The 21,636-nt window shown below is 68.1% G+C and carries 17 protein-coding genes; 8 read left to right on the forward strand and 9 right to left on the reverse strand.

The genetic code is table 11. The features are described from left to right. Nucleotides 1–186: 186 nt before the first annotated feature. On the reverse strand, nucleotides 187–717 hold the full coding sequence (locus tag O5O46_RS32015) for a MarR family winged helix-turn-helix transcriptional regulator (protein WP_269859151.1): 531 nt from the start codon (nucleotides 715–717) through the stop codon (nucleotides 187–189). Nucleotides 718–939: 222 nt separating this feature from the next. Between O5O46_RS32015 and O5O46_RS32020 the strand changes: the two genes are divergently transcribed. Further along, nucleotides 940–2,631 (forward strand): chloride channel protein, encoded by a 1,692-nt coding sequence (locus O5O46_RS32020; protein WP_269859188.1) that lies wholly within the window; start codon nucleotides 940–942, stop codon nucleotides 2,629–2,631. 117 nt (nucleotides 2,632–2,748) lie between these two features. On the opposite strand, the gene O5O46_RS32025 is transcribed toward O5O46_RS32020, so the two are convergent. Both O5O46_RS32025 and O5O46_RS32035 read right to left on the reverse strand, forming a co-directional pair. Further along, nucleotides 2,749–3,294, reverse strand: coding sequence for a Clp protease N-terminal domain-containing protein (locus O5O46_RS32025; protein WP_443072679.1), 546 nt, complete (start codon nucleotides 3,292–3,294; stop codon nucleotides 2,749–2,751). A 1-nt stretch (nucleotide 3,295) separates the two neighbouring features. Next, nucleotides 3,296–3,538, reverse strand: a complete 243-nt coding sequence (locus tag O5O46_RS32035) for a helix-turn-helix domain-containing protein (protein WP_269859152.1) — start codon at nucleotides 3,536–3,538, stop codon at nucleotides 3,296–3,298. Nucleotides 3,539–3,844: 306 nt separating this feature from the next. On the opposite strand from O5O46_RS32035, the gene O5O46_RS32040 reads away from it, so the two are divergent. Further along, entirely contained in the window at nucleotides 3,845–5,194 is a 1,350-nt protein-coding gene (locus tag O5O46_RS32040) for a glutamate-cysteine ligase family protein (protein WP_269859153.1), read from the forward strand. A 595-nt stretch (nucleotides 5,195–5,789) separates the two neighbouring features. Further along, entirely contained in the window at nucleotides 5,790–6,527 is a 738-nt protein-coding gene (locus tag O5O46_RS32045; RefSeq protein ID WP_269859154.1) for a class I SAM-dependent methyltransferase, read from the forward strand. A gap of 93 nt (nucleotides 6,528–6,620) precedes the next feature. Here the strand turns inward: O5O46_RS32045 and O5O46_RS32050 are convergent, their stop codons facing one another. From O5O46_RS32050 to O5O46_RS32060, 3 genes are all read right to left on the reverse strand, one after another. Continuing rightward, nucleotides 6,621–7,331 carry a class I SAM-dependent methyltransferase gene (locus tag O5O46_RS32050; protein ID WP_269859155.1) on the reverse strand — a complete coding sequence of 237 codons (711 nt, stop codon included), beginning with the start codon at nucleotides 7,329–7,331 and terminating at the stop codon, nucleotides 6,621–6,623. Between the two features lie 47 nt (nucleotides 7,332–7,378). Further along, a complete protein-coding gene (locus O5O46_RS32055; protein WP_269859156.1) occupies nucleotides 7,379–7,816 on the reverse strand; it encodes a MerR family transcriptional regulator in 438 nt (145 codons plus the stop codon). Between the two features lie 134 nt (nucleotides 7,817–7,950). Next, on the reverse strand, nucleotides 7,951–8,391 hold the full coding sequence (locus O5O46_RS32060; RefSeq protein ID WP_269859190.1) for a GNAT family N-acetyltransferase: 441 nt from the start codon (nucleotides 8,389–8,391) through the stop codon (nucleotides 7,951–7,953). 370 nt (nucleotides 8,392–8,761) lie between these two features. Here O5O46_RS32060 and O5O46_RS32065 point away from each other — a divergent pair, with 370 nt between their 5' ends. The 3 genes from O5O46_RS32065 to O5O46_RS32075 all read left to right on the forward strand — a co-directional run bounded on the left by O5O46_RS32065 (nucleotide 8,762) and on the right by O5O46_RS32075 (nucleotide 9,865). Further along, on the forward strand, nucleotides 8,762–9,190 hold the full coding sequence (locus O5O46_RS32065) for a hypothetical protein (protein ID WP_269859157.1): 429 nt from the start codon (nucleotides 8,762–8,764) through the stop codon (nucleotides 9,188–9,190). 213 nt (nucleotides 9,191–9,403) lie between these two features. After that, complete coding sequence (locus O5O46_RS32070; RefSeq protein ID WP_269859195.1) at nucleotides 9,404–9,565, forward strand: hypothetical protein; 162 nt, start codon at nucleotides 9,404–9,406, stop codon at nucleotides 9,563–9,565. A 36-nt stretch (nucleotides 9,566–9,601) separates the two neighbouring features. Beyond that, a complete protein-coding gene (locus O5O46_RS32075) occupies nucleotides 9,602–9,865 on the forward strand; it encodes a DUF4190 domain-containing protein (protein ID WP_269859158.1) in 264 nt (87 codons plus the stop codon). A 1,180-nt stretch (nucleotides 9,866–11,045) separates the two neighbouring features. Here O5O46_RS32075 and O5O46_RS32080 read toward each other — a convergent pair. From O5O46_RS32080 to O5O46_RS32090, 3 genes are all read right to left on the reverse strand, one after another. Next, complete coding sequence (locus O5O46_RS32080) at nucleotides 11,046–12,419, reverse strand: cryptochrome/photolyase family protein (protein ID WP_269859159.1); 1,374 nt, start codon at nucleotides 12,417–12,419, stop codon at nucleotides 11,046–11,048. 95 nt (nucleotides 12,420–12,514) lie between these two features. Continuing rightward, nucleotides 12,515–14,020: an SDR family oxidoreductase gene (locus O5O46_RS32085; protein ID WP_269859160.1), complete on the reverse strand. Its 1,506-nt coding sequence runs from the start codon at nucleotides 14,018–14,020 to the stop codon at nucleotides 12,515–12,517. A gap of 86 nt (nucleotides 14,021–14,106) precedes the next feature. Next, the gene (locus O5O46_RS32090) at nucleotides 14,107–14,628 is read right to left on the reverse strand and encodes an SgcJ/EcaC family oxidoreductase (RefSeq protein WP_269859161.1); all 522 of its coding nucleotides are present in this window, start codon (nucleotides 14,626–14,628) and stop codon (nucleotides 14,107–14,109) included. A gap of 1,121 nt (nucleotides 14,629–15,749) precedes the next feature. Here O5O46_RS32090 and O5O46_RS32095 point away from each other — a divergent pair. Together O5O46_RS32095 and O5O46_RS32100 are read left to right on the forward strand one after the other, a co-directional pair. After that, nucleotides 15,750–18,377, forward strand: a complete 2,628-nt coding sequence (locus O5O46_RS32095; RefSeq protein WP_443072680.1) for a Pls/PosA family non-ribosomal peptide synthetase — start codon at nucleotides 15,750–15,752, stop codon at nucleotides 18,375–18,377. Then, complete coding sequence (locus tag O5O46_RS32100; protein ID WP_269859162.1) at nucleotides 18,374–21,622, forward strand: non-ribosomal peptide synthetase; 3,249 nt, start codon at nucleotides 18,374–18,376, stop codon at nucleotides 21,620–21,622. The genes O5O46_RS32095 and O5O46_RS32100 overlap by 4 nt, the downstream gene beginning before the upstream one ends. Nucleotides 21,623–21,636 lie beyond the last annotated feature (14 nt).

A 21,636-nucleotide genomic window follows, 5' to 3' on the forward strand; every position in this document is an offset into this window, starting at 1 on the left:
CCTCGGTGAGGTGGCGTGTGGGAGGCGTCTCCACCGAGATCAGCGTGGCACGCGCCGGTAGGGCACGCATCTCGTGTCGATGCCGTGCGGTTGTGCCGCAAGTCCAGCCGTAGCAGCGGGTTAACGGTGTGGCTGATGCGCCCAGAGTGCCGGGCGGTGCGACGCGACTTCACCGCACCCTGAGGCTCACCAGGCGCTTCCGACGCCGGGCCGCTCGTGGGCGGTCGGTTCGCCGCCCGCCTCCGTGAACGCCTGCAGTGCCGCCACGAGGCCCGTGCGCTGGGCGGGCGGCATGGCGGCGACGATGCGGGCGATCTCGGCCCGCCGCCGCTCGGTGGCCTCGCGCACCACTCGACGTCCGGCATCGGTGAGATCGATGAAGACCTCGCGTCGGTTGGCGGGACTGGCCTCGCGCTCCAGCATGCCTGCGGCTACCAGCCGGTCCACCATGCGCATCGCGGTGGACGGGATGACGTCGAGGTGTTCGCCGAGCCGGGAGATGTTCATCGCCCCGCGGCTGTCCAGGATCACCAGCATCCGGAACTGGGGAAGAGTCAAGGTCTCCTCGACTGAAGCCAACGACCGCGCGGAGACCGCCACCAGCAACCGCGAGGCGGTCAGCACGGCGGTGACCACCTCGTCCGCGCTCTCGGCCGCCCCTTGCTGGCTGTCGGCAGGGGGCGGGGAGGAGTCCGTGATCGGCGCGCGCTTCGACATGTGCTCCTTTCTACCTCTTCCGCAACGCTTCCGAGCCGCTCGGCCTCGCACAGGGTGGCGCACTCTTGCACACGGCAAAGGTTCATATTGCATAATGCAAAAATGATGAACGGACCGGAGCTGACCGCTGACCCCGCCCACCCGCAGCCTCGTGACGCGCCCGCCGTGCCGCGCGGCCTGCCCGCCGCCGTAGCCCTGCTACGGGAAGCCAAAGGTGGGCTACTGGTCCTTGCCTTGCTGGTGGGGGCCGGTGCGGGCCTCGGCGCGATCGCCTTCCGCTGGCTGATCAAGACGTTCACCTCGCTGCTGTCCGGCCACTCCGACTACGCCGCCGCCGGGCACGCCGCCAACCCGCATGCACCGTGGCTGGGTCCGTGGTTCGTACTGCTCGCCCCGGTGCTCGCCGGTCTGGCCTACGGCCCGCTGGTGCACCGGTTCGCCCGCGAGGCCCGCGGGCACGGGGTGCCCGAGGTGATGTACGCGGTCGCGCGCCGCGGTGGGCGGATCGCACCTCAGGTGGCGGTCGTGAAGTCACTGGCCTCGGCCTTGTGCATCGGCGGTGGCGGTTCGGTGGGTCGTGAGGGGCCGATCGTCCAGATCGGTTCCGCGCTGGGCTCGACGCTGGGCCGGGTGGTGAAGGTCGCCGAGGACCGGATGAAGGTGCTGGTGGCCTGTGGCGCGGCGGGCGGCATCGCGGCGACGTTCAACGCGCCGCTGGCCGGAGTGTTCTTCGCGATGGAGCTGATCCTGCGGGACTTCACCGCCGAGTCCTTCGGCATGGTGGTCCTCGCCTCGGTCACCGCGAGCGTCATAGGCCGGGCCGCCTTCGGCAACACTCCGTTCCTGCACCTGCCCGCCTTCTCCGTCCAACACCTCTCCGAGTACCTGCTGTTCGCCGCGCTGGGGGTGCTGGCCGGAGCGGTCGGCGTCGGCTTCACCCGCGTCCTGTACTGGATCGAGGACGCCTGTGACTTCGCCTGGCGCGGCCCGGAGTGGGCCCGCCCGGCGGTCGGCGGTGTGCTGTTGGGCGCTCTGCTGCTGGTACTGCCGCAGATGTACGGGGTCGGCTACCCCGTCCTGGAGAACGCCGTGGACGGCAAGTACGTCATCGGCTTCCTCCTCCTGCTGCTCGTCGGAAAGATCGTCGCCACCAGCCTGACCATCGGCATCGGCGGCTCCGGCGGTGTCTTCGCGCCGTCGCTGTTCATGGGCGCGATGCTCGGTGCCGCCTACGGCACCGCCGCCCACCATCTCGCCCCCGGCGTGACCGGTCCGGTCGGGGCGTACGGGCTGATCGGCATGGGCGCGGTCTTCGCCGGAGCCGCCCGGGCCCCGATCACCGCCGTGATCATCATGTTCGAGCTGACCGGCGAATACTCGATCATCCTGCCCCTGATGACCGCCATCGTCCTGGCCACCGGAACCAGCCGGATGCTGTCCCGGGACACCATCTACACACTGAAGTTGCGCCGGCGCGGCATCGACCTCGACCACACCCCGCCCACCGCACCCCTGGTCGGCGTCCCGGTCGGCACGGTGATGGAGCCGGTCCCCGAACCCCTCAACGAAACCCTGCCGTTGGCCGAGGCCGCCGCCGCGCTCACCCGCTCACCGCACGGCATCCTGCCCGTCATCGCCGCCGACGGCACATATCTGGGCGCCGCCACCGCCCGTACCGCCGCGGAGACCCTGGCCGACGGCGCCCACGACGCCACCACCGTCGCCGCCATCGCCCACCTTCCCCACCCCGTCACTATCGGCACCGATCTGTCGGCCGCGCTCGACGCCCTGGTGTCCGCCGACGGCGCGGGACTTCCCGTCCTTGACGACGGCCGCACTCGGCTGGTCGGCTGGATCACCCATCAGTCGGTCCTCACGGCACTGCACCGCGGCTCCGCCCAGGCTTCGGCATGACGAACGCGTAAGAAGCGAGCGCGGTGGGAGGCAGTGAGTGCTCACTGCCTCCCCCCGGCTCAGGGAACGACGCAACGGCCTTGGTCAAATGGTGAGTTGACGCTCAGCCGCGCCGTTCTACGAAGCCTGCGGTGCCACCCGGCTGAGAATCGTCTGGCGCAGCGCGGCGACGTCGACTTCGAGTGCGGTCAGCACCTTGATGGCGAGGCCCTCTCCCTCCGCGAGGAGGCCGAGCAGCACGTGCTCGGTGCCGATGTCTTCGTGGCCCAGCGCTCGGGCCTCGCGCACCGAGAGTTCCAGTGCCTTCTTGGCCCGCGCTGTGTAGGCGGGCCGTGGGTACTGGAACGCGCCCGTGCCGAAGGTACTGTCCGCCTGCCTCCGGATCTCCTCGACGTCGATACCGATCGAGGAGAGCGCGTCCTTGGCGGCCTGGCCGCCGGTGCCGACGACTCCCGCTTCCTCCCAAAGCCGTACGGTCTCGTCCCGCGCCCGTGACACGTCGACGCCGTGCTCAGCCAGTACCTCATGGGCCGTGCTCTCGTCGGTGCCCGCCAGTCCGAGCAGCATGTGCTCCGTGCCGATGAAGTCATGCCGGAAGGCAAGCGCCTCGTCCTGCGACGCCACCACAGCCCGCTTGGCGCGGTCGGTGAAGTACTCGAACACCTCAGTCCTCCTTGCCCATGGCCTTGCGCCTGCCCGCGTGCTTCTCGTGCACCGTCTGCCGACTGACCTGTAGCGCCGTCGCGATGCTCTGCCATGTCCAGCCCTGATCACGGGCGTTGTCGACGTGCAGACGTTCCAGTTCCTCCAGCAGGCGGCGCAGCGCTACCACGGCCTGCAGCCCCACGGCGGGGTCCTTGTTGGTGACTTTCCCGGCCAGCGTGGCCGGTGTGTCCTCATCAGCCATGCTGTCAGGTTAGCCTGACGCGACTGCTTGTCAAGGTTCCCTGACAGGCGCGGTCGTGGGACGACGAATCCAGGCGACATCGCACGGGCACCGACGCCGCGCGTGTCCGGGAAACCTCCACCCCGGTGTGGCCTGGTTGCCCGTGATGGCGTACTGATCCACGCTGACAACGAGACGACGCGAGGTGCACAGGTCCGACGAGAGCTTCGACTTCCCCGGTCGGCTTGCTGGACCGGCCCGCCCACCGGGCGGGCGCGGCGTACGGGGCGGGCGCAGCCGTCGGCGAGGAGGTAAGGAGACCTGCTTGTGAACACCACCCGGCTACAGCGTGACGAGCTCAGATCGCTGTTCGCCCCGTCGGCCGGCCCTTCGGAGAGGATCGGGCTTGAGATCGAGAGTGGCATCGTCGACCCTGAGACCGGACTCGCCGCCCCGTACACGGGAAGGAACGGCGTCAAGGCCATCCTTGAGACACTGATCGCCGAGTGGGGCGGGGAGGCGCAGCACGACGCCGGAGAGCTGATCGGCGTCAAACTGTCGGATGGTGTCCTGATCGGCCTCGAACACGGCGGCCAGGTGGAGTACTCCTCCGCCCCGGCAGCCGACCTGGTCACGGTGGTGGACGACGCACGAGCCGCCCTTGAGCGCCTGTCGGAGATCGTCAAACGCTTCGGCTGGGCCCTGTTGCCCGGCGCCTACCTGCCGTTCGACAAGATCGACAGCATCCCCTGGGTGCCCATGAGCCGCGGCAGGGTCATGCGCGACTTCTTCGCCCGCATCGGCGACGCGGGTCGTGACGCCCCGAAGATCCTGTCGATGTCGCTGTGCACACAGGTACATCTGGACTTCTTCTCCCACGAGGACTTCACCCGAAAGCTCCGGATGCAGGCGGCGGCCTCACCGGTGGTCGCCGCGCTGTTCGTCAACTCCCCGTTGCAGAACGGCCGGTTGACCGGGCTGCTGTCGCACCGGTCCCATGACTGGCTGTGGACGGACCCCCAGCGCTGCGGTGTTATGGGCCCGGCCCTGCGCGGTGACGTGGGCGCCGATCACATCATCGACTGGGCGTTGCGTCTTCCCATGATCTACTACCTGGGGCCGGACGGTCGGTACCAGCCCGCCCCCGACCGGCCGTTCGCCACGATCCTGGAGCAGGGCTTCGAGGACGGCTCGATGCCGACCTTCGCGCACTGGGTCTCCCACATGACGCAGACCTGGACGCACGTAAGGGCCAGGCGCACCCTGGAACTCCGCGCGGCGGACGGCCCCCCGTACCAACACATCCCCGCCGTCCCCGCGTTGTGGGTGGGGCTCAGCTACCACCCGCCGTCCCGCGATGCGGCATGGGAACTACTGCGGCAGTACAGCGTGGAGGAGCAACGCACGGCGATGCTCAGGCTGCCGGTCGAAGGGCTGCACACCATGCTGGGTGGGGATCGGATGGACGAACTCGCCCGTGAACTGGTGCGGTTGGCGCGGGCGGGGTTGCGGGCGCGGGTGGAGGCGGGGCTGGAACGTCCCAAGGCCCTGGACTACCTCGATCCACTCGACGAGGTGTTGCACACGGGGGAGACCTTCGCCGAGCAGTGCGCGCGGCGCTGGGAGACGGACCTGGGACGCGATCCGCGCCGCTACGTCGCGGCCTTCCGCGTCTGAGCCACGAGAGGGAGGCTGAATCCAGTCGGCAACGGACTTGCGCACCGCGAAGGCGCCCTCTCAACAACGATGCCGTGCAAGCGGCCTGCACACGGTCGGCGCCGGGCACCCCGGCGGGGGAGGGCGCCTCGTGAGCGGTACCGCCGACCGGTCCGCTTTCTCGGCCTGGGCTTCGGCGGCCACTGGGCCGCCGAACTTCCCCTTGCTGAGCCGGGCGGACATTGCCATTGACGTGGGGTGGCCCGACGGGTACCGCCCAACGCGACGCCGACGACCTGTTCCGCCTGCCGTACGGGATGGCCGCAACCACCGGCAACGCGCTTGCACTTGACCGGTCGCCCGATGACGCGGCTGTCGCGCACTGGCGGCACCGGATCCAGCTTGGGCCAGAAAGTCACTTGAGCCCCGCCCGTAACGTCTCCACAACGGCCCCTGGCCGGAGCACCGGCGAACGGGTGCACATGGTCGGAGGTGACTCCCTCCGACCCTCGCGCAGCCGCCCCCAGCGCCAGCTCAGCCAATCGCGCCCGCCGCTCTGAGCTGGGATTGAGCAGCATTCGACCGTACGATCTCACTCATCGTTGAGGGGGAACTCATGGACCGTGACGTCCGCTCGGTGGATGACCTGCTCAAGCTCCTGGACAGCCTGTTCGTACCGGCAACCGACCGTTGGACGGACGGCGCCGCGACCTGGTGGGACGACTTCTACGCAGACCGTGCCAGGCCGGTGCCGTTCTTCGTGGCGAAGCCGGACGAAAGCCTGGTGTCGTACCTGGACCGAGGCCTGATCGCCCCGGGCCGCGCCCTGGATCTGGGCTGCGGCCCAGGCCGCAACGCCGTCCACCTGGCATCCCGTGGCTTCCGGGTGGACGCCGTCGACCTCTCTCCCACAGCCATCGAATGGGCCGAGGAGCGCGCCCGTGAAGCCGGAGTCGACATCGGCTACCACTGCGGCGATGCCTTCGCGCTGACCGGCGAGCTGACCGGCCCGTACGACCTGATCGTCGACTCGGGCTGCTTCCACCACCTGCCGCCGCATCGACGCATCAGCTACCGCGCCCTACTGGATCGCTCCCTCGCACCCGGTGGCCATCTCGCCCTCACCTGCTTCGCGGCGGGGACGATGGGTTGCGAACTGGCCGACATCGACCTCTACCGCGAGTTCTGCCTGCACGGGGGACTCGGCTATTCACGGCATGCCCTGCGCTGGATCTTCGCCGATCTCACGGAGATCGAACTTCGTCGGATGCGCGACGAGCCTCCCGACTCCGAGTGTTTCGGCGAGCACTTCCTGTGGGCGGCCCTGTTCCAACGCGGTGGTACGGGCGCTTGACCGGTCGGTTCGGGAGCTCGCCGCCAGGGGCGGGGCCGCGCCTGTGTTCCCCACGTGGCGGATGAGGAGTCCGCTGGAAGCGACGGCAGCCGCTCAGTTGCGCCGATGCGCGGCGAGGAAGACCTGGTCGAACTCCTTGTACACGCAGTCGACCTCGTCGAATCCCGCTTCGCGCAGCCAGGCCAGATTACCTTCCAGCGTGAGTTCGGCGAACCGCGCTCCGCCGGGTGCGTCCTCGTGGACGTGAGCGCCGTGGGGGTGGCCGGAACCCCGGGCGTAGAGTGCGGCAAGTGGAGTGCGTGACGATGACATCACCACATCCAGCACCAAATCCAGGTTGAAGAACCAGCCACCAGGACGCAGCAGCGAGTGCACCTGACCGTATACCCGGCGAACGGCGTCCGGATCACCCAGATTGTGCGTCGTGAGCGAAGACACCACCGCATCGAACGGCCCTTCAACCTGCTCGATCCACGTAGAGTCACGCAGGTCACAGCGTCGATAGACCACCCGCGGGCCGAATTCGGCAAGTACGCTCCTGGCCCGGTCGAGCATCGGGGCGGAGTAGTCCTGGAGGCACACACCGGCTTCCGGGAACTCGGCGAGCACTTGCCGACTGAACTCACCATAGCCACCCCCCAAGTCGAGGACCCGCGGGTGGGGCAAGTCCGCCAGCGGCAGCAGTGACGCGGCGCGCCGCAGTCGGAGTTGGCGACGTTCCCCGTCGGAAGCGACGTAGTTGATCCACTGCTCGACGTATTCGGGTGACTGCCAGTCGTGTTGGGTCTTGACGTTCTCGGTCATGGACACTCCTCGTCGTAGGGATGGGACGTGGCGCCCATTGCAGCGGCTCAACCCAAGTTGAGTGCAACACCGTGTGCCGTGTGGCTGACCGAGTTCCCGTTCCAGGCGATCTCCCGGCGTAGCTCAGGACATTCCGCCGCGGGGTTGTCGCGGGGGCAGGACAGCAGGTGGTTGAGGTAGCCACGGGCGGTACGCAGCTGCTCCAGTTGGTTGTCGATCGCCGTGATGCGATCGGTGACGATCTCACGCCAGTCGCTGGTACTGGTCCGCCCGCGGAGCACGGAGTCGATCTCGTCCAGGCTCATCAGTCCGGTCGACTGCCACAGTCGAATCAGCGCGATGCGGTACCGCTGGTCCGCGTCGTAGTAGCGCTGCCCGGACCGCCGGTGCGCGGTGATCAGCCCACGGCGTTCCCAGTAGTGCAGGGTTGAGAACGCCAAACCGTACTGGTCCGCTATGTCGCGGATCCCGATGAGATCGTTCATGGACCCAACCTGACCTCACCCGGGCACGAGTGACAAGGACCCAGGCCACCAAGCCCGTTGGGCAGGGCCGTCGCTGCCTGACCAGCCGCGCACCGGCGTTGGACGAGGCCGGGTTCCGAAAGCCGCCGGCCGGGTCAGGAAAGCCGCAAGCTGATCCAGGGGATGGTCTCCCCGGGCAGCAGGTAGCGCTCCACCTCGAAGAACCCATGCTTTTGCGCGAACCGCAGCCCGTCCACGTTGGAGGACAGGACCACAGTTTCGACTGCTTCCGCGCCAAGCTCTCGTGCTCGTCGCAACCCCCGTGCATAGAGTTCCTCGCCGAAACCGCGGCCGCGGTATTCAGCTAGCACACGGGCTATCACGGTGGCGATCGTTGTGTCCGCCGTCGGCGGGCGGACGGTACTACAGCCCACCAGCGCGTCCCCTAGATACGCGACTTCAAGGTGATTGCGCTGGGCGCGTTCCCTTACCTCGTCCAGGGACAAGATGTGGGTGGGAATGACCACGTTGTGGACATACCGCCAGTCTTCGAACTCGGCGTCACTGTCCGGCTGCTCGATGCGGAGGTCAGACATCGAATCAGAAAACCTGAATACGCCTTGGGCCGTCAACTCCTTGTCGGCAGGCAAGCCATGACAGTGAGGAGAGCAATGCTCGACCCTCAATTGGTGACGCAACCCGTTGGGCGTTTGGAGTCGGGTTTGCTTCTGCACGAGTTGTGTGGCGATGGCGAGCCCGGCCCGGGTCAGCAGCTTGATGATCCGGTCGGAGGGCCTCGGAGCACACAGCCGCGCGCCTCGGTCCGTTTGAACTGAGCCAGGCAGGGCGGCGATCGGGTGGCCGGAAGTTTCCGACGGGCGGGGAGCGGGGGGGTGGCTTAGCCTGGTGTTTTCGGGCTGCCTTGCCGGTCGGTAGGGGCGGCACCTCAGCCGAGGGAGACGAGCCATGCCTGGTCGCACCGTGATGCTGCGTTCCGTCCTCGCCTTCACAGTCGTCGCCGTGCTGTCGGCCGCGCGGCCGCTGGATTCGGGACCGACGATCCGGCTGGAGGACCTGTCCCAGCATCCTTCGGTGCGCCCGAGCACCTTCCAGGTGACCTACCACGTGGCCCTCACAGGTCTGCGTTGGAGCGGCTGGGGTGCCCCGGTGGCGGTCAGCACGGGGACCTTGGACATCAACACCTGCCAGCCGACCTGCGCTGAAGGTCGCCACCGTCTGCTGCGACACGCCGAGCTTCAGGTGCGCGGAGTGCGGATCGACCAGGGACGCCGTTTCTACCGGCAGTACCGCGTCACGGGCCCGGCCCTGACGGCCGCTGACCGCCTCGCGTACGCGCACTGGACCAACGCGTACGTCCCGAGCGACTTCCGCTAGCCCTCGCAGGGGGGCGCCATGGGGACCAGGCGCCCAAGTAGCGCTGCGGAAAGGCAGGTTGGGAATCGGCCCAGACACAACGGCCGACTTCACGGCAATGTGAGAAAAGGCACGCGGTCCGCGGACACGTGCCCGTTTCCAGTGGCTGCGTCCGGGCAGCCGCGAGAGTGCGCGCGTCTTCCGACACATCCCTACCGAGAACTGAAGAGGGGTATGGAGATGCTCTTCCTCGTTGCCGCGCTCACGCTGTTCGGTGTGTTGCTGGGCGCGGTTGTACACCTGCCGTTGCCCGCCGTTGTTGCCATCGCGACCGTCATCACCTGCTGGCTGGCCGTCTACCTCGTGCGCAGGCGGCAGGCTGGCCGATCGAGGTAACTGACCCCGGACCCAAGTGAGTTTCAAGGAGAGAGTATGGACACCGACGCTCCCGTACGCGACCGTCCAGCCTCCAGGCAGTATGCCAACAGTATGGCCGCCGCGTCGTTCATCTTCGGGTTGGTCGGCATCCTGGTGTTCAACGTGCTGTTCGGTCCCTTCGCCATCGTCCTCGGCGGCCTGGCGCTCATCCGGGGCACCCGCCACCGCACCCGTGCCTGTCTGGGGCTCGGTCTGGGCGTGGCGGACCTGGTGATGTTGGCTGTTCTGACTTCCGCGGACCACACGGTGAGCTGGTAGTCGATGTCACCCGGCCAGGGGCCGCACGACAAGCCCCGTTGCCCGCAGGGCCGTGGCGGACAAGGGAACGGCCACCCGGCGTACGGGGGAAACCGCCGGGTGGCCTACGACGTTTCTGCCCGACGAGCACGCTGATATGCCACTGAGCTTTCCGAGGGCGGGGCACACTCGTGCCGTCAACCTGGGCCCGCCGCACCTCGACATCAGCGACAGCGGAACCGGTGCCCCGATGCGGACCTACGGGAGTAGGGATGATGCGCCGGGTCCAGGGCACACGTTCCCCGGGCACTGCAAGCGTGATGAATCCGATCGCCGGCACAAGGAGGACCGTTCATGCAGGCATTCATATTGCTGAGCATCCCGCTGATCGCCGGGGTCAGCGCAAGTGCGTGGGCGGTTGCCGACCGTGGCGCCGGCAACACCTCCCGCCGAAGGCTCCCTCGGGGCCAACAAGCACGGTAGCCGAAGGTGTGCTGCGTCTCGGCCACTCCTCGGTAGCAGTCTTTCGAGTGAATCAGCACATGTGCGGGGTGGGTTGGGACAGGGGAGTCGGTGAACGCACACCGCACCGATGGAAGGGAGTTCGTCATGGGTGCCGTGGAAACACGGGTCGACCTGGTCGGCGGGCTCAAGCCGGTTTCCGGTAGCCTCTGCCTGAGCGGCTGAGCCTGCGGCACAGGGGTACTGCCCACGGCACCAGCCAGATTCCGATAGCCGATGGCTGGTGATGCGGGCGGCACCGGCAGTGCACCGGCACGGGTTCTCATCCAGTGACGTGCTGTCGGCCATGCGCGCAGAAGTGCGGCGTGGGAAGTCGTTGTGGCCGAGAGGGAGTGATTCTTCGTGGACGTGAAGATCCGCAGGCTCATCCTCTGTACGGGGGTACTGGGCGGTGTTCTGGGCGCTACGCTCGCAGCGCTCTCCGCGGGAAGCGGGTACAGCATCGTCTTTGGCGCAGTGCTCGGAGTGGTGATTGGAAGCGCCGCAGTCCTCCAGCGGAGTGAGCATGGTGGCGCACGGCGACGTCCTCCTTCGGGATCCGTGCGGTCCCACCACATTCCGCGGCAACACATCCGGCCGACGCACCGCTGACGAAGGCCCCTTCGGGACGGCGGGCCCCGCCGAGCGAACTCGCCAGGCCCGCACGTTGTTCGGGAGTGCGGGCGTCCATTTCGTCGGCTCAGCCGAGTCCTCGGAAGTGTTTGAACCGGGCAAGCCCTTCCGACAGGTCAACAACGGGCTCGGGGTAGTCGTACGCGGCGCGCTCGTGGGCGGGGAGTCTCCACGGCTCGTGGACGGCGGGCCCGGGCAGTCCGGCCAGTTCGGGCAGCCAGCGGCGGACGTACGTACCGTCGGGGTCGTACCGCTTGGCCTGGGCGAGCGGGTTGAAGACCCGGTTCGGTCTGGTGTCAGTTCCGGTCCCGGCCACCCACTGCCAGTTGAGCTGGTTGTTGGCGATGTCGCCGTCCACCAGGAACCGGAGGAAGTGGCGGGCGCCGACGCGCCAGTCGACGTACAACGTCTTGGTCAGGAAGCTCGCCGTCAACAGGCGAACACGGTTGTGCATCCAGCCTTCGTGCCGCAACTGCCGCATGGCTGCGTCGATCACGGGATAGCCGGTGCGGCCCTCCTTCCACGCGGTGATCTCCTGGGCGGCCTCGTCCTGCGACCGCCAACGATCGTTGCGCGGGCGGTAGTCGACAGTCGCCGCCTGGGGCCGGGCGGCCAGCACCTGGTAGTGGAAGTCTCGCCAGGCAAGCTGCCGTTCGAACGCATCGGCTCCCGGACCGCGTACGCGGCGGGTGCGGTGGACGAGTTCGACGGCGGAGACGGTCCCGAAGTGCAGGTGGGCTGAGAGGCGGGACGTGGCGTCCCCCGCCAGGTCGTCGTGGTTCCGCGCGTACTGGGCCAACTCTCCGCGCAGCCATGCCGCCAACCGCTTCCGTGCCTCCGTCTCGCCACCTGCCGGCAGCCGCTCCGCGACTCCCGGGACATCGTCGCGGGAGGGAATCTCGTCCGAACCGACATGGTCCGGTACCCGTACCACGCGTGGCGCCCCCAACACATCACGCAGCGGCTGCCGCGCCCAGTGGCGGTGGTAGGGCGTGAAGACGGCGAAGTGGTCCGATGACTGCGGCGTCACGGCTCCCGGCGCGACCGCCGTGACCACGCTGTCGTGGCTGTACAGGTGTCGGCCGCGCGACTCAAGCGCCTCCCGTAGCCGTTCCTCGCGACGCTGGGCGTACCTGGTGACCCCGGCAGCCATGTGCACCTGGTCGGCATCGGCCTGGGTGACGACGTCGCACACCTGCGCCACGACATCACCGTGCCGTACCACGAGGCGACCGCCGCGCCTGCGCAGCCCCGCGTCGAGATCCGCCAGGCAGTCCGCGAGGAACGCCCGACGGTTGGGGACGGCGAAGCCGAGGTCGATGATGCCGTCATCGCAGACGAACAGCGGCACGATCTCCCGCGCGGAGTCCAACGCCGCGCGCAACGGTGGATGGTCGTGCAACCGAAGATCAGAGGTGAACAGCACAACTGAGACGTTCAAGGCGCCACTCCTGGACTGGATGGAGGACGAACAACCGGTCCGATTTCCCTCGCCGCCCGCCGCTGAGGAGCCGCCAGAGGGATACCCGGGGCTTCCTACCCACGGTCTGTGCCGTCTTTGGCGGCGGTGCGCGCGATGTTACGTGCCATTCCGCCGAACACCGCGGTGTGGAACGGTGCGATGCTCCACCAGTACATGTGGCCGAGAAGCCCGCGTGGGTGGAACAGCGCTCGCTGCCGGTAGAGGGTGCGGCCCGCGTCGTCGCAGTCGGCGTACATCTCCAGCCAGGCCAGACCCGGCAGCCGCATCTCGGCACGCAGGCGCAGCAGTCGACCTGGTTCGACTTCCTCCACCCGCCAGAAGTCGAGCGAGTCGCCGACCCTCAGCCGGGCCGCGTCGCGTCGGCCACGGCGCAGCCCGACCCCGCCCACCAGCCGGTCCAACCAACCGCGTACCGCCCACGCGAGAGGGAAGGAGTACCAGCCGTTCTCGCCGCCGACCCCCTCGATGACGCGCCACAGCGCCTTCGGTGAAGCGTCGACGTTCAGCTCACGGACGTCGGTGTAGAGGCTGCCACCGGCCCAGTCCGGGTCGGTGGGCAGCGGGTCGCTGGGGGCGCCGGGCACCGCGGCGGACGACCAGCGAGTGGCGACCTGGGCGTCGCGCACCCGTTGCAGTGCCAGGCCGACCGCGTCGTCGAAGCCGAGCGGCGCCCCGGGAGGGTTGGGAACGTACCGCTGGATGTCGTCTTCGTGGCAGATGACTTCGTGCCGCAGCGACTCCACGAGCGGGCGGGCGATGGAACTCGGTACGGGCGTGACCAGACCGACCCAGTAGCTCGACAGCCCCGGTGTCAGCACCGGCACGGGAAGGATCAGCCGACGTGGCAGGTCGGCGATCACCGCATACCGTTGCATCATCTCTTGGTAGGTCAGGATGTCGGGGCCGCCGATGTCGAAGGCGCGGTTCGCCTCCGCCGGCATTCGCGCGCAGCCCACGAGGCAACGCAACACATCCCGCACGGCGATCGGTTGGATGCGGGTGTGTACCCAACTCGGGGTCACCATCACGGGAAGTCGCTCGGTCAGGTAGCGCAGCATCTCGAACGAGGCTGATCCGGACCCGATGATGACCGCGGCGCGCAGCACTGCCGTCGGTACCCCCGAGCCGAGCAGGATCCGTCCGACCTCGGCGCGGGACCTCAGATGCGGGGAGAGGCGTTCCTCGGGGACACCTGCGGGAGTAAGGCCGCCGAGGTACACGATCCGCCGAACTCCCGCGGCACGGGCCTGCTCTCCGAAGACGCGCGCGGCCTTCCGGTCGGTCTCCTCGAAGCGACGGCCGGTTCCCAGCGCGTGCACCAGGTAGTAGGCGACGTCGACGCCGCACATCGCCTCGGCGACTGACGCGGCATCGGTCACATCGCCCCGGACTACCTCGGTGCCGCCCACCCACGGCTGGTCGCGCAGCTTTTCCGGGGAACGGGCCAGACAACGCAGCCGGTGGCCTTCGGCCAGAAGTTCGGGGGCCAGCCGACCTCCGATATAGCCCGTGGCACCGGTCAACAGACAGGTCAGGCCGTCCGTGCGGTCGCTTGGCATGGGCCTTTTCCTCCTGGGCGTTCTCCTGTTCGGCAGCGAGGCCGCACGCCGCGAGGGGCTGTGGCGGTTGCCCGGGAGCTGTCTCGTCAGTCTCCCGCTGGCACGGTCGAGGAGTGGTGGTTGACGATCAGCCACCGGCCGCCGCGCAGCTCGTAGACGAAGGTGTAGCGCGCGTTGACGGTGCTCTTGTGGCCGTTTCCGCTGGTCAGCGTGAACTGGTACAGCCCGGTGTCGATGGCGGCGGTGCGGTTCAGGACTTTGATGATTCGCCGCTGGATCCTGCCGACGGGCTTGTTCTGGAGGAAGTGCTGGAAGTAGTCGACGATCTCGGGGCGCGTGGTGCGTATCCTGGCGGACACGGTTGGCAGCAGAACGGCGTCCGGGGCGTACAGGTCGGCGACACGGTGGGCGTCGCCCGTTGCCAGGGCTGCGTTCCATCGGTCGAAGAGCGCCGCGATCTGCCCGTTGGTGGGCGACGCCGTGCTGGGCGCTACGGAGGGCCGCGCAGCGGAGCGCTGGGCGGACGCGTCGACGAAGTGCGTTGCTCCGGTGCCGGTGAGTATGGCGGCGGTGGCGACAGCCAGCCAGGCGCAGTGTTTGTGGCTCATCGAGCGGCTCCTGCCTCATCGCAGTGGTGTGGCATAACACCAGCCTCACCCGTCTCAGGCGGCTGCGCATGGCGAACGCCCGGCGCCTGGGCGGAGGCGCCGCCCTTCATGCGGCGGCACTCAGCGCCCGCACTGGGTCGGCTCGCGCGTCGCAGAGAGCCGGACAGTCTCAAACGGAATGGGCTCATCTGTTTCTTCCCGCGTCCAGAGGGATCCGCCCGTCGCCGTTCGCAGGCGACGGGCGGAACCTGGTCCGCTTTCCATGGCCTGTGCCGCACGGAGAGTGTTCGCAATTCGAAGGAATCCCGATCGAAGACATGTTCCGGGAACGCGCATTCCATAGCTTGTCCGGTGGATTTCCCGCCCGCCCACCGTGGCAATTACCATTGCTTGACCTCTTGTGCGGATCGCGTTCGTCTCGCGTCCGATCAGGGCGTAACAGAGCGTGTGCGTCCATGCCTCTGCCTCGCGATGAACGTCGAGCTTCCGCCGCGGCTACGTCGAAGCCTGACCCGAAGCGGCGTTACCGAAAGTGACAGACGACGGGATTCCGGGGTCCGTGAAATCGGCCGGATTGTCCAAAGGGGCGGCCGAACACTTTTCGAACGGAAGGCGATAGAGGGGTGTCGCCAAGTGCCGATGATGGTTCTGTCAAGACTCCTCAAGCGGCATTGACAGTGTCATGTGGAAATTCTTAACGTCCTTAATAGATCGCCGTTTGGGGCAGCGGACGATCCGCACCGGTGCGACATGTGCCGGGGTGCGAGTGTGCCGTAACTGCCTGGCCCTCCGTTCTGCTTCATCAGTCGAAGCGAGGTGCTCGTCGTGGAATTACGCACGCCCGGCGGTGAATGGGATGCATTTCCCTCCGAGTTGTGTTCGGGGCGGGTGGGAATCCACGAACCAGATGGTGTGAATCCGCCGGGAAATGTCGCCGTCTTCTCGCTGAGGGACCGGTGGCGGCGCCCGCCGCCAGGCAGCGGCGAACTAGCTCCCGGTGCCGTCCGGCGAAAGCTTTCTGGGCGCAGGGCGGACAGGACATCGATGTCACCAACGCCCCGGCCGGACGCCGACGCAGATGTGAGTGCCGACGAAACGACACTCACACCCCAGGAGATCACGTGGTAAGAGAACCAGCCGATGTCTCAGTCGACGCCGAACCGTCGACTCGGCAGGACGGCCGCACGGATCCGGCGAGAGCCGTCGAGAAGATCTACGCCGAGGTGTTGGCTGACATCCTGAGCGCCGAACGGCTCTGTGTGGAAAGCCACTTCTTCGACGAACTCGGCGCGGACTCCATGGTGATGGCACGCTTCTGCGCGCGCGTCAGGAAACGCACCGACGTGCCGTCGGCGTCGATGAAGGACATCTACCAGCACACGACCATCCGAAGCCTGGCCACCGCACTCGCCGACGCCACATCAGCCCCTGTCGGACCGGCAGTCACGTCGCCGCCCCCGGAACCGGTCGTACCGGGCAGCACGACGCGGTACGTCCTCTGCGGAACGCTGCAGTTCATCGCCTTCCTCGCGTACTCCTACCTCACTGCGCTCGTCACCACGCGGGGCTACGGCTGGGTTGTTGCCGGGAAGGGGCCGTTGGCCTTCTACGGGCGCGCGGTTGCCTTCGGCGGGGCCTACCTGTCCGGGCTGTGTGTCTTCCCGGTCGTGGCCAAGTGGATCCTGATAGGCCGGTGGAAGCCACGCGAGTTCCCGGTCTGGAGCCTGACGTACCTGCGCTTCTGGATCGTCAAGTCCCTGGTGCACGCGAACCCGATGGTCTTCTTCGTCGGCAGTCCGCTGTACGTGCTGTATCTGCGGGCACTCGGCGCGCGGATCGGCAGACAGGTCACGATCCTCTCCCGTACCGTGCCGGTGTGCACCGACCTGCTCACCGTCGGCGCGGGTACGGTCATCCGCAAGGACTCGTTCCTGCTGTGCTACAGAGCGCACGCCGGGCGCATCCAGACCGGGCCGGTCACCCTCGGCCGGGATGTCTTCGTCGGTGAGCGGACCGTACTCGACATCAACACGTCGATGGGCGACGGCGCACAACTGGGCCACACCTCCACGCTGCACAGCGGCCAGGCCGTACCGGCCGGTCAACGCTGGCACGGATCGCCGGCGCGGCGCACCGAGCTGAACTACCTGAGGGTGGCGCCCGCCAGGTGCGGCAGAGCGCGGCGGACAGCGTTCGCCCTGTTCGCCCTGCTGAAGCCGGTCCTCGTGACGGTGCCGCTGACGGTCGTGTTCCTGTACGCACTGCTCAACGAGGTGCCGCTGCTGCTGGGCCAGTCGGACGCGGGGGCGGAGTCGGTCACCTCGTCCGCGTTCTACGTGGACGCACTGCTGCTGTGCACGGTGCTGTTCTTCGGCTTCGTCATCGCGGGACTCGGTGTGCTGTTCACCGTTCCGCGTCTGATGCGCCTGGTGATCGAACCGGGCAGGACCTACCCGCTGTACGGCTTCCGCTACGCGATGCACCGGGCGGTCGCGCGGATGACCAACCTCAGGTTCTACATCTGGCTGTTCGGCGACAGCTCCTACATAGTCCACTACCTCAAGTGCCTGGGGTACGACCTGTCCCAGGTCGAGCAGACGGGTTCGAACTTCGGCAGCGGGGTGCAGCACGAGACGCCGTATCTGAGTGTGGTCGGCAGCGGGACGATGGTCGCCGACGGGCTGTCGCTCATGAACGCGGACTACTCCAGCACGTCATTCCGGGTGTCCCGGACGTCGATCGGATCGCGCAACTTCCTTGGGAACTTCATCGCCTACCCCCCGGAAGGCAGGACGGGTGACAACGTTCTCCTGGCGACCAAGGTGATGGTTCCGCTCGACGGAGGGATCCGTGAAGGCGTGGGTCTGCTGGGCTCGCCGTGCTTCGAGATTCCCCGGACGGTGGAGCGCGACACCCGCTTCGACCACCTCCGGGCCGGGAACGAGTTTCGCCGTCGTCTCACGGCGAAGAACCGCTACAACCTGCGCACCATGGGCATCGCCCTGTTCCTGCGGTGGCTGGACTTCCTGGTCCTCACCGCCCTCGGGCTCGCCACCATCGAGCGGTACGACGCGATCGGGCAGCTACTGGACACCGTGCTGCTGGTGGTCGGCCTCGGCTTCACCGCCGTGTACTTCGCCTTGGTGGAGCGGTGTCTGACGCGGTTCCGTCCGCTGCGGCCGATGGTGTGCTCCATCTACGACCCTTACTTCTGGCGGCACGAGCGCCTGTGGAAGGTGCCCGACACCCACTTCGCCGCCTTCAACGGCACACCGTTCAAGAACATGCTCTGGCGGCTGCTGGGCGTCCGGCTCGGCAGGCGGGTCCTCGACGACGGTTGCTACCTGACGGAGCGCACCCTCACCACCATCGGGGACGACTGCGTACTCAACGCCGGGAGCAAGATCCAGTGCCACTCGCAGGAGGACGGCACGTTCAAGTCCGACCACATCACGCTCGGTGCCAACTGCACCATCGGCGTCGGCGCGCTCGTCCACTACGGAGTGACGATGGGGGACGGTGCGGTACTCGCCGCAGACTCCTTTCTCATGAAGGGCGAGGAAGTCCCCGCGTACGCCCGGTGGGGCGGGAACCCCGCCATCCCGTTGCACCCGCACGGCAGCTTCGAGACTCCCGCGCCCCCGGTTCCCGGGAAGGCGGGATCGCGGCGGTGGTACGGAAAGCGAATCAAGGCCACTTCCCACCCGTGTCCAGCCGACCGCAGCGTCGAGAAGGTGAAGTCTCCATGAACAGGTCATCCGAAACGGCCCGTGACTTCTGGCGCGACATGCTCGCCACGGGCGGATCCAGCGCCATCCCACGCTGGACTGGCAAGCCCACGGCGGGAGTCGCTGAGCACGAGGAAACCATCGCCGACGAACTCGCGGCGGCCCTGGGCCGGTTTACGGACGCCTGCGCGATACCGTTCGACGCGGTGCTGCTGTCCGCCCACGCGAAGGTGCTGGCGGCGCTGTGCGGGGAGCAGGAGGTCACGACCGGCTATGTCCTGGAGCCGGGCGGACCGGTGCTGCCATGCCGGCTGACTACCAGACCTCTGTCATGGCGGGCGCTGCTGACGGACGCCCACCGCGTGATATCGGGGATGCGGTCGCACCAGGCCTTTCCCGTCGACGCCCTGCTGTGTGAACTGGGCCTGGCCCAGCCGCTGTTCGAGTGCGAATTCAGCGCGTCCGGCGACGGCGGCGCACTCGCCGAAGCCACAGTGCTGTCGGTGGCGTTCGCCCGACGCGACGGGCACCTGACGGTACGTTTGCGGTACCGCACGGAGGCCATCGACGCGGACCACGCCGCACGGATCGCGGGTTACCACCAGACCGCGCTGGCCCTGATGGCGGCTGACGTGGACGCCGCGCACGGACAGCAGAGCCTGCTGTCGGTGGATGAGCGTCGCTTCCAGCTGGAGGGGCTGGCCGGGCCGGTCCGCGAACTGCCCGACCGGCGGTTCCACGAGCTGTTCCAGGAGCGGGTTCGGACACACCCCGACGCCGTGGCCGTCGTCCGGGGCGAACGGCAGTGGACCTATCGGGAACTCAACCAACGCGCCAACGTACTGGCCCGGGCGCTGCTGTCGCGAGGCCTCGGCCACGAAGGCGTCGTGGCGGTGGTCACCGAGCGCACCTTGGAATGGGCGGCCGCCGTCCTCGCGGTCTTCAAGGCGGGCGGCGTCTACCTGCCGATAGAGCCGCACTTTCCGGGCGAGCGGATCGCTGCCATGCTCTCGCGCGCCGGGTGCGAACTGGTCGTGACCGAACCCGGCAGCACCACCACCCTGGACGAGGCGCTGAAGTCGCTGCCCGAGGTGCGCACCCTGTTCGTCGAGGCGGCACTGGAGGAGGGGCACGCCGACGCCGACCTCGGCGTTGACGTGGCGGCGGATCAACTCGCCTATGTCTTCTTCACCTCCGGGTCCACCGGTGAGCCCAAGGGCGCGATGTGCGAGCACGCGGGGATGCTCAACCATCTGTACGCGAAGATCGGCGACCTGGGGATATCCCAGGGGCAGGCCGTGGCGCAGACAGCGCCGCAGTGCTTCGACATCTCGCTGTGGCAACTCGTCGCGGCGCTGCTGGTCGGTGGGCGGACCCTGCTGGTCGAGCAGGAGGCGATCCTGGACGTGGACCGGTTCGTGGACAGGATCGCCGAGGGACGCGTCGGGGTGCTGCAACTGGTGCCTTCGTATCTGGAGGCGGTGCTTTCCCATCTGGAGCGTCATCCGCGCGAGCTGCCCGACCTGCGATGTGTCTCGGTCACCGGCGAGGCACTGAAGAAGGAACTGGTGCAGCGCTGGTTCGCCGCCAAGCCGGGAGTCAGGCTCGTCAACGCCTACGGCCTGACCGAGACTTCGGACGACACCAACCACGAGGTCATGGACCGCGCTCCGAGCGGTGACCGGGTCCCACTGGGCCCGTGCGTCCCCAACGTCCGTGTCTACGTCGTCGACGACAACCTCTCGCCGGTGCCGCTGGGCGCACCCGGGGCGATCGTCTTCTCCGGGGTCTGCGTCGGCCGAGGCTACGTGAACGACCCGGAGCGGACCCGGCAGGCCTTCACCAGCGACCCCCATCGCGAGGGCGAACGGCTCTACCAGGGCGGTGACTTCGGCCGCTGGCAGCCCGGCGGCAAGCTGGAGTTCCTCGGCCGCAGGGACAACCAGGTCAAGATCCGTGGCTTCCGGATCGAGATCGGTGACATCGAGAACGCACTGCTGCGGGTGCCCAGCGTAGGCGACTGCGCGGTGGTGGTCGCCGAACGGTCGGACCACAGCAAGCACCTCGTTGCCTTCTACCAGGCACCCCAGCCGCTCGAAGCGGAGGCCCTGCGGGACCGGCTCGCCGCGACACTGCCCGCCTACATGGTGCCCAGCACCTTCCACTGGCGGGAACGACTGCCCCTGACCGCCAACAGCAAGATCGACACAAAGGCACTGACCGCCCTCGCAGCGGAACTCGACACCGTCGGCGGGGACCACGGCGCCCCGCGCACACCGGTCGAGAAGCGGCTCGCGACGGCCTGGGCGAAGGTGCTCGGTGTGCCCGAAAGCCGGATCAGCAGGCAGGACAACTTCTTCCACAAAGGCGGCACGTCACTGTCGGCGGTGAAACTGGCCATCGAGCTGGACCGCGCCGTGACCCTGAAGGACATCACACGACACCCGGCCCTCGCCGAGCTGGCCCACCTGGTCGACGGACATGCCGAACGACGCTGCGGACTACTGCACACGCTGGGCGAGCCGGGCAGCGCGTTGACCGGCGATCTGGTGTGCTTCCCGTACGCCGGTGGCAACGCCGTCAACTTCCAGGCGATGGCCGCGGCGCTACGCGGAACCGGGCTGGCGGTCCACGCCGTCGAGCTGCCCGGCCATGATCTGGCCGTCGAACACGAGCAGTTCGCCCCGCTGGAGCGGGTGGCCGAGCAGGTCGCCGCCGAGATCACTCGGCGCGGTCTGGCCCGGGTCCTCCTGTGGGGCCACTCAGCCGGCACCGCCGTCGCGGTGGAGACGGCCCGCCTGCTCCAGACGTCCGGGGTGCACGTCCAGAGGATCTTCCTGGGCGCCCAGCTGCTCGGCGACATCACCCACCGGCGCGCAGCCGTCGCCCGGCTGACCGAGATGAGCGAGGCCGAGATCGCCAACGAGCTGACCGAGGAAATTGGCCACAGCGCACCAGGCGAGCTCGACGCGCGGCACGCCGAACACACCAGCGCCGCCTACCGACACGACTGCCTGTCCGCCAACCGCTACTTCGCCGACGTCCTGGCCGACCCTCCCGCGGTGAAGCTCACCGCACCGATCACCGTGGTGGTCGCCGCCGACGATCCCAGCACGGCGCAGTTCCCGCACCGACACCGTGACTGGCAGCTCCTGGCGCACCAGGTCGACCTGTACGAACTCCCAGACGGGGGCCACTACTTCCACCGCACCCGCCCGGCCGCGGCCGCGCGGGCCGTACTGCGCGCGTCCGACCTCTTCGCCTGAACCGCGCAGAGAGG

It is taken from the genome of Streptomyces sp. RPT161, from assembly GCF_027533845.1.
Taxonomy (GTDB): Bacteria; Actinomycetota; Actinomycetes; order Streptomycetales; family Streptomycetaceae; genus Streptantibioticus_A; species Streptantibioticus_A silvisoli_A.

Coding starts and splice junctions, on each gene's coding strand:
- O5O46_RS32075 (WP_269859158.1), top strand. CDS start 9,602: ATGGACACCGACGCTCCCGTACGCGACCGTCCAGCCTCCAGGCAGTAT.
- O5O46_RS32050 (WP_269859155.1), bottom strand. CDS start 7,331: ATGACCGAGAACGTCAAGACCCAACACGACTGGCAGTCACCCGAATAC.
- O5O46_RS32055 (WP_269859156.1), bottom strand. CDS start 7,816: ATGAACGATCTCATCGGGATCCGCGACATAGCGGACCAGTACGGTTTG.
- O5O46_RS32085 (WP_269859160.1), bottom strand. CDS start 14,020: ATGCCAAGCGACCGCACGGACGGCCTGACCTGTCTGTTGACCGGTGCC.
- O5O46_RS32065 (WP_269859157.1), top strand. CDS start 8,762: ATGCCTGGTCGCACCGTGATGCTGCGTTCCGTCCTCGCCTTCACAGTC.
- O5O46_RS32070 (WP_269859195.1), top strand. CDS start 9,404: ATGGAGATGCTCTTCCTCGTTGCCGCGCTCACGCTGTTCGGTGTGTTG.
- O5O46_RS32045 (WP_269859154.1), top strand. CDS start 5,790: ATGGACCGTGACGTCCGCTCGGTGGATGACCTGCTCAAGCTCCTGGAC.
- O5O46_RS32090 (WP_269859161.1), bottom strand. CDS start 14,628: ATGAGCCACAAACACTGCGCCTGGCTGGCTGTCGCCACCGCCGCCATA.
- O5O46_RS32035 (WP_269859152.1), bottom strand. CDS start 3,538: ATGGCTGATGAGGACACACCGGCCACGCTGGCCGGGAAAGTCACCAAC.
- O5O46_RS32100 (WP_269859162.1), top strand. CDS start 18,374: ATGAACAGGTCATCCGAAACGGCCCGTGACTTCTGGCGCGACATGCTC.
- O5O46_RS32060 (WP_269859190.1), bottom strand. CDS start 8,391: ATGTCTGACCTCCGCATCGAGCAGCCGGACAGTGACGCCGAGTTCGAA.
- O5O46_RS32015 (WP_269859151.1), bottom strand. CDS start 717: ATGTCGAAGCGCGCGCCGATCACGGACTCCTCCCCGCCCCCTGCCGAC.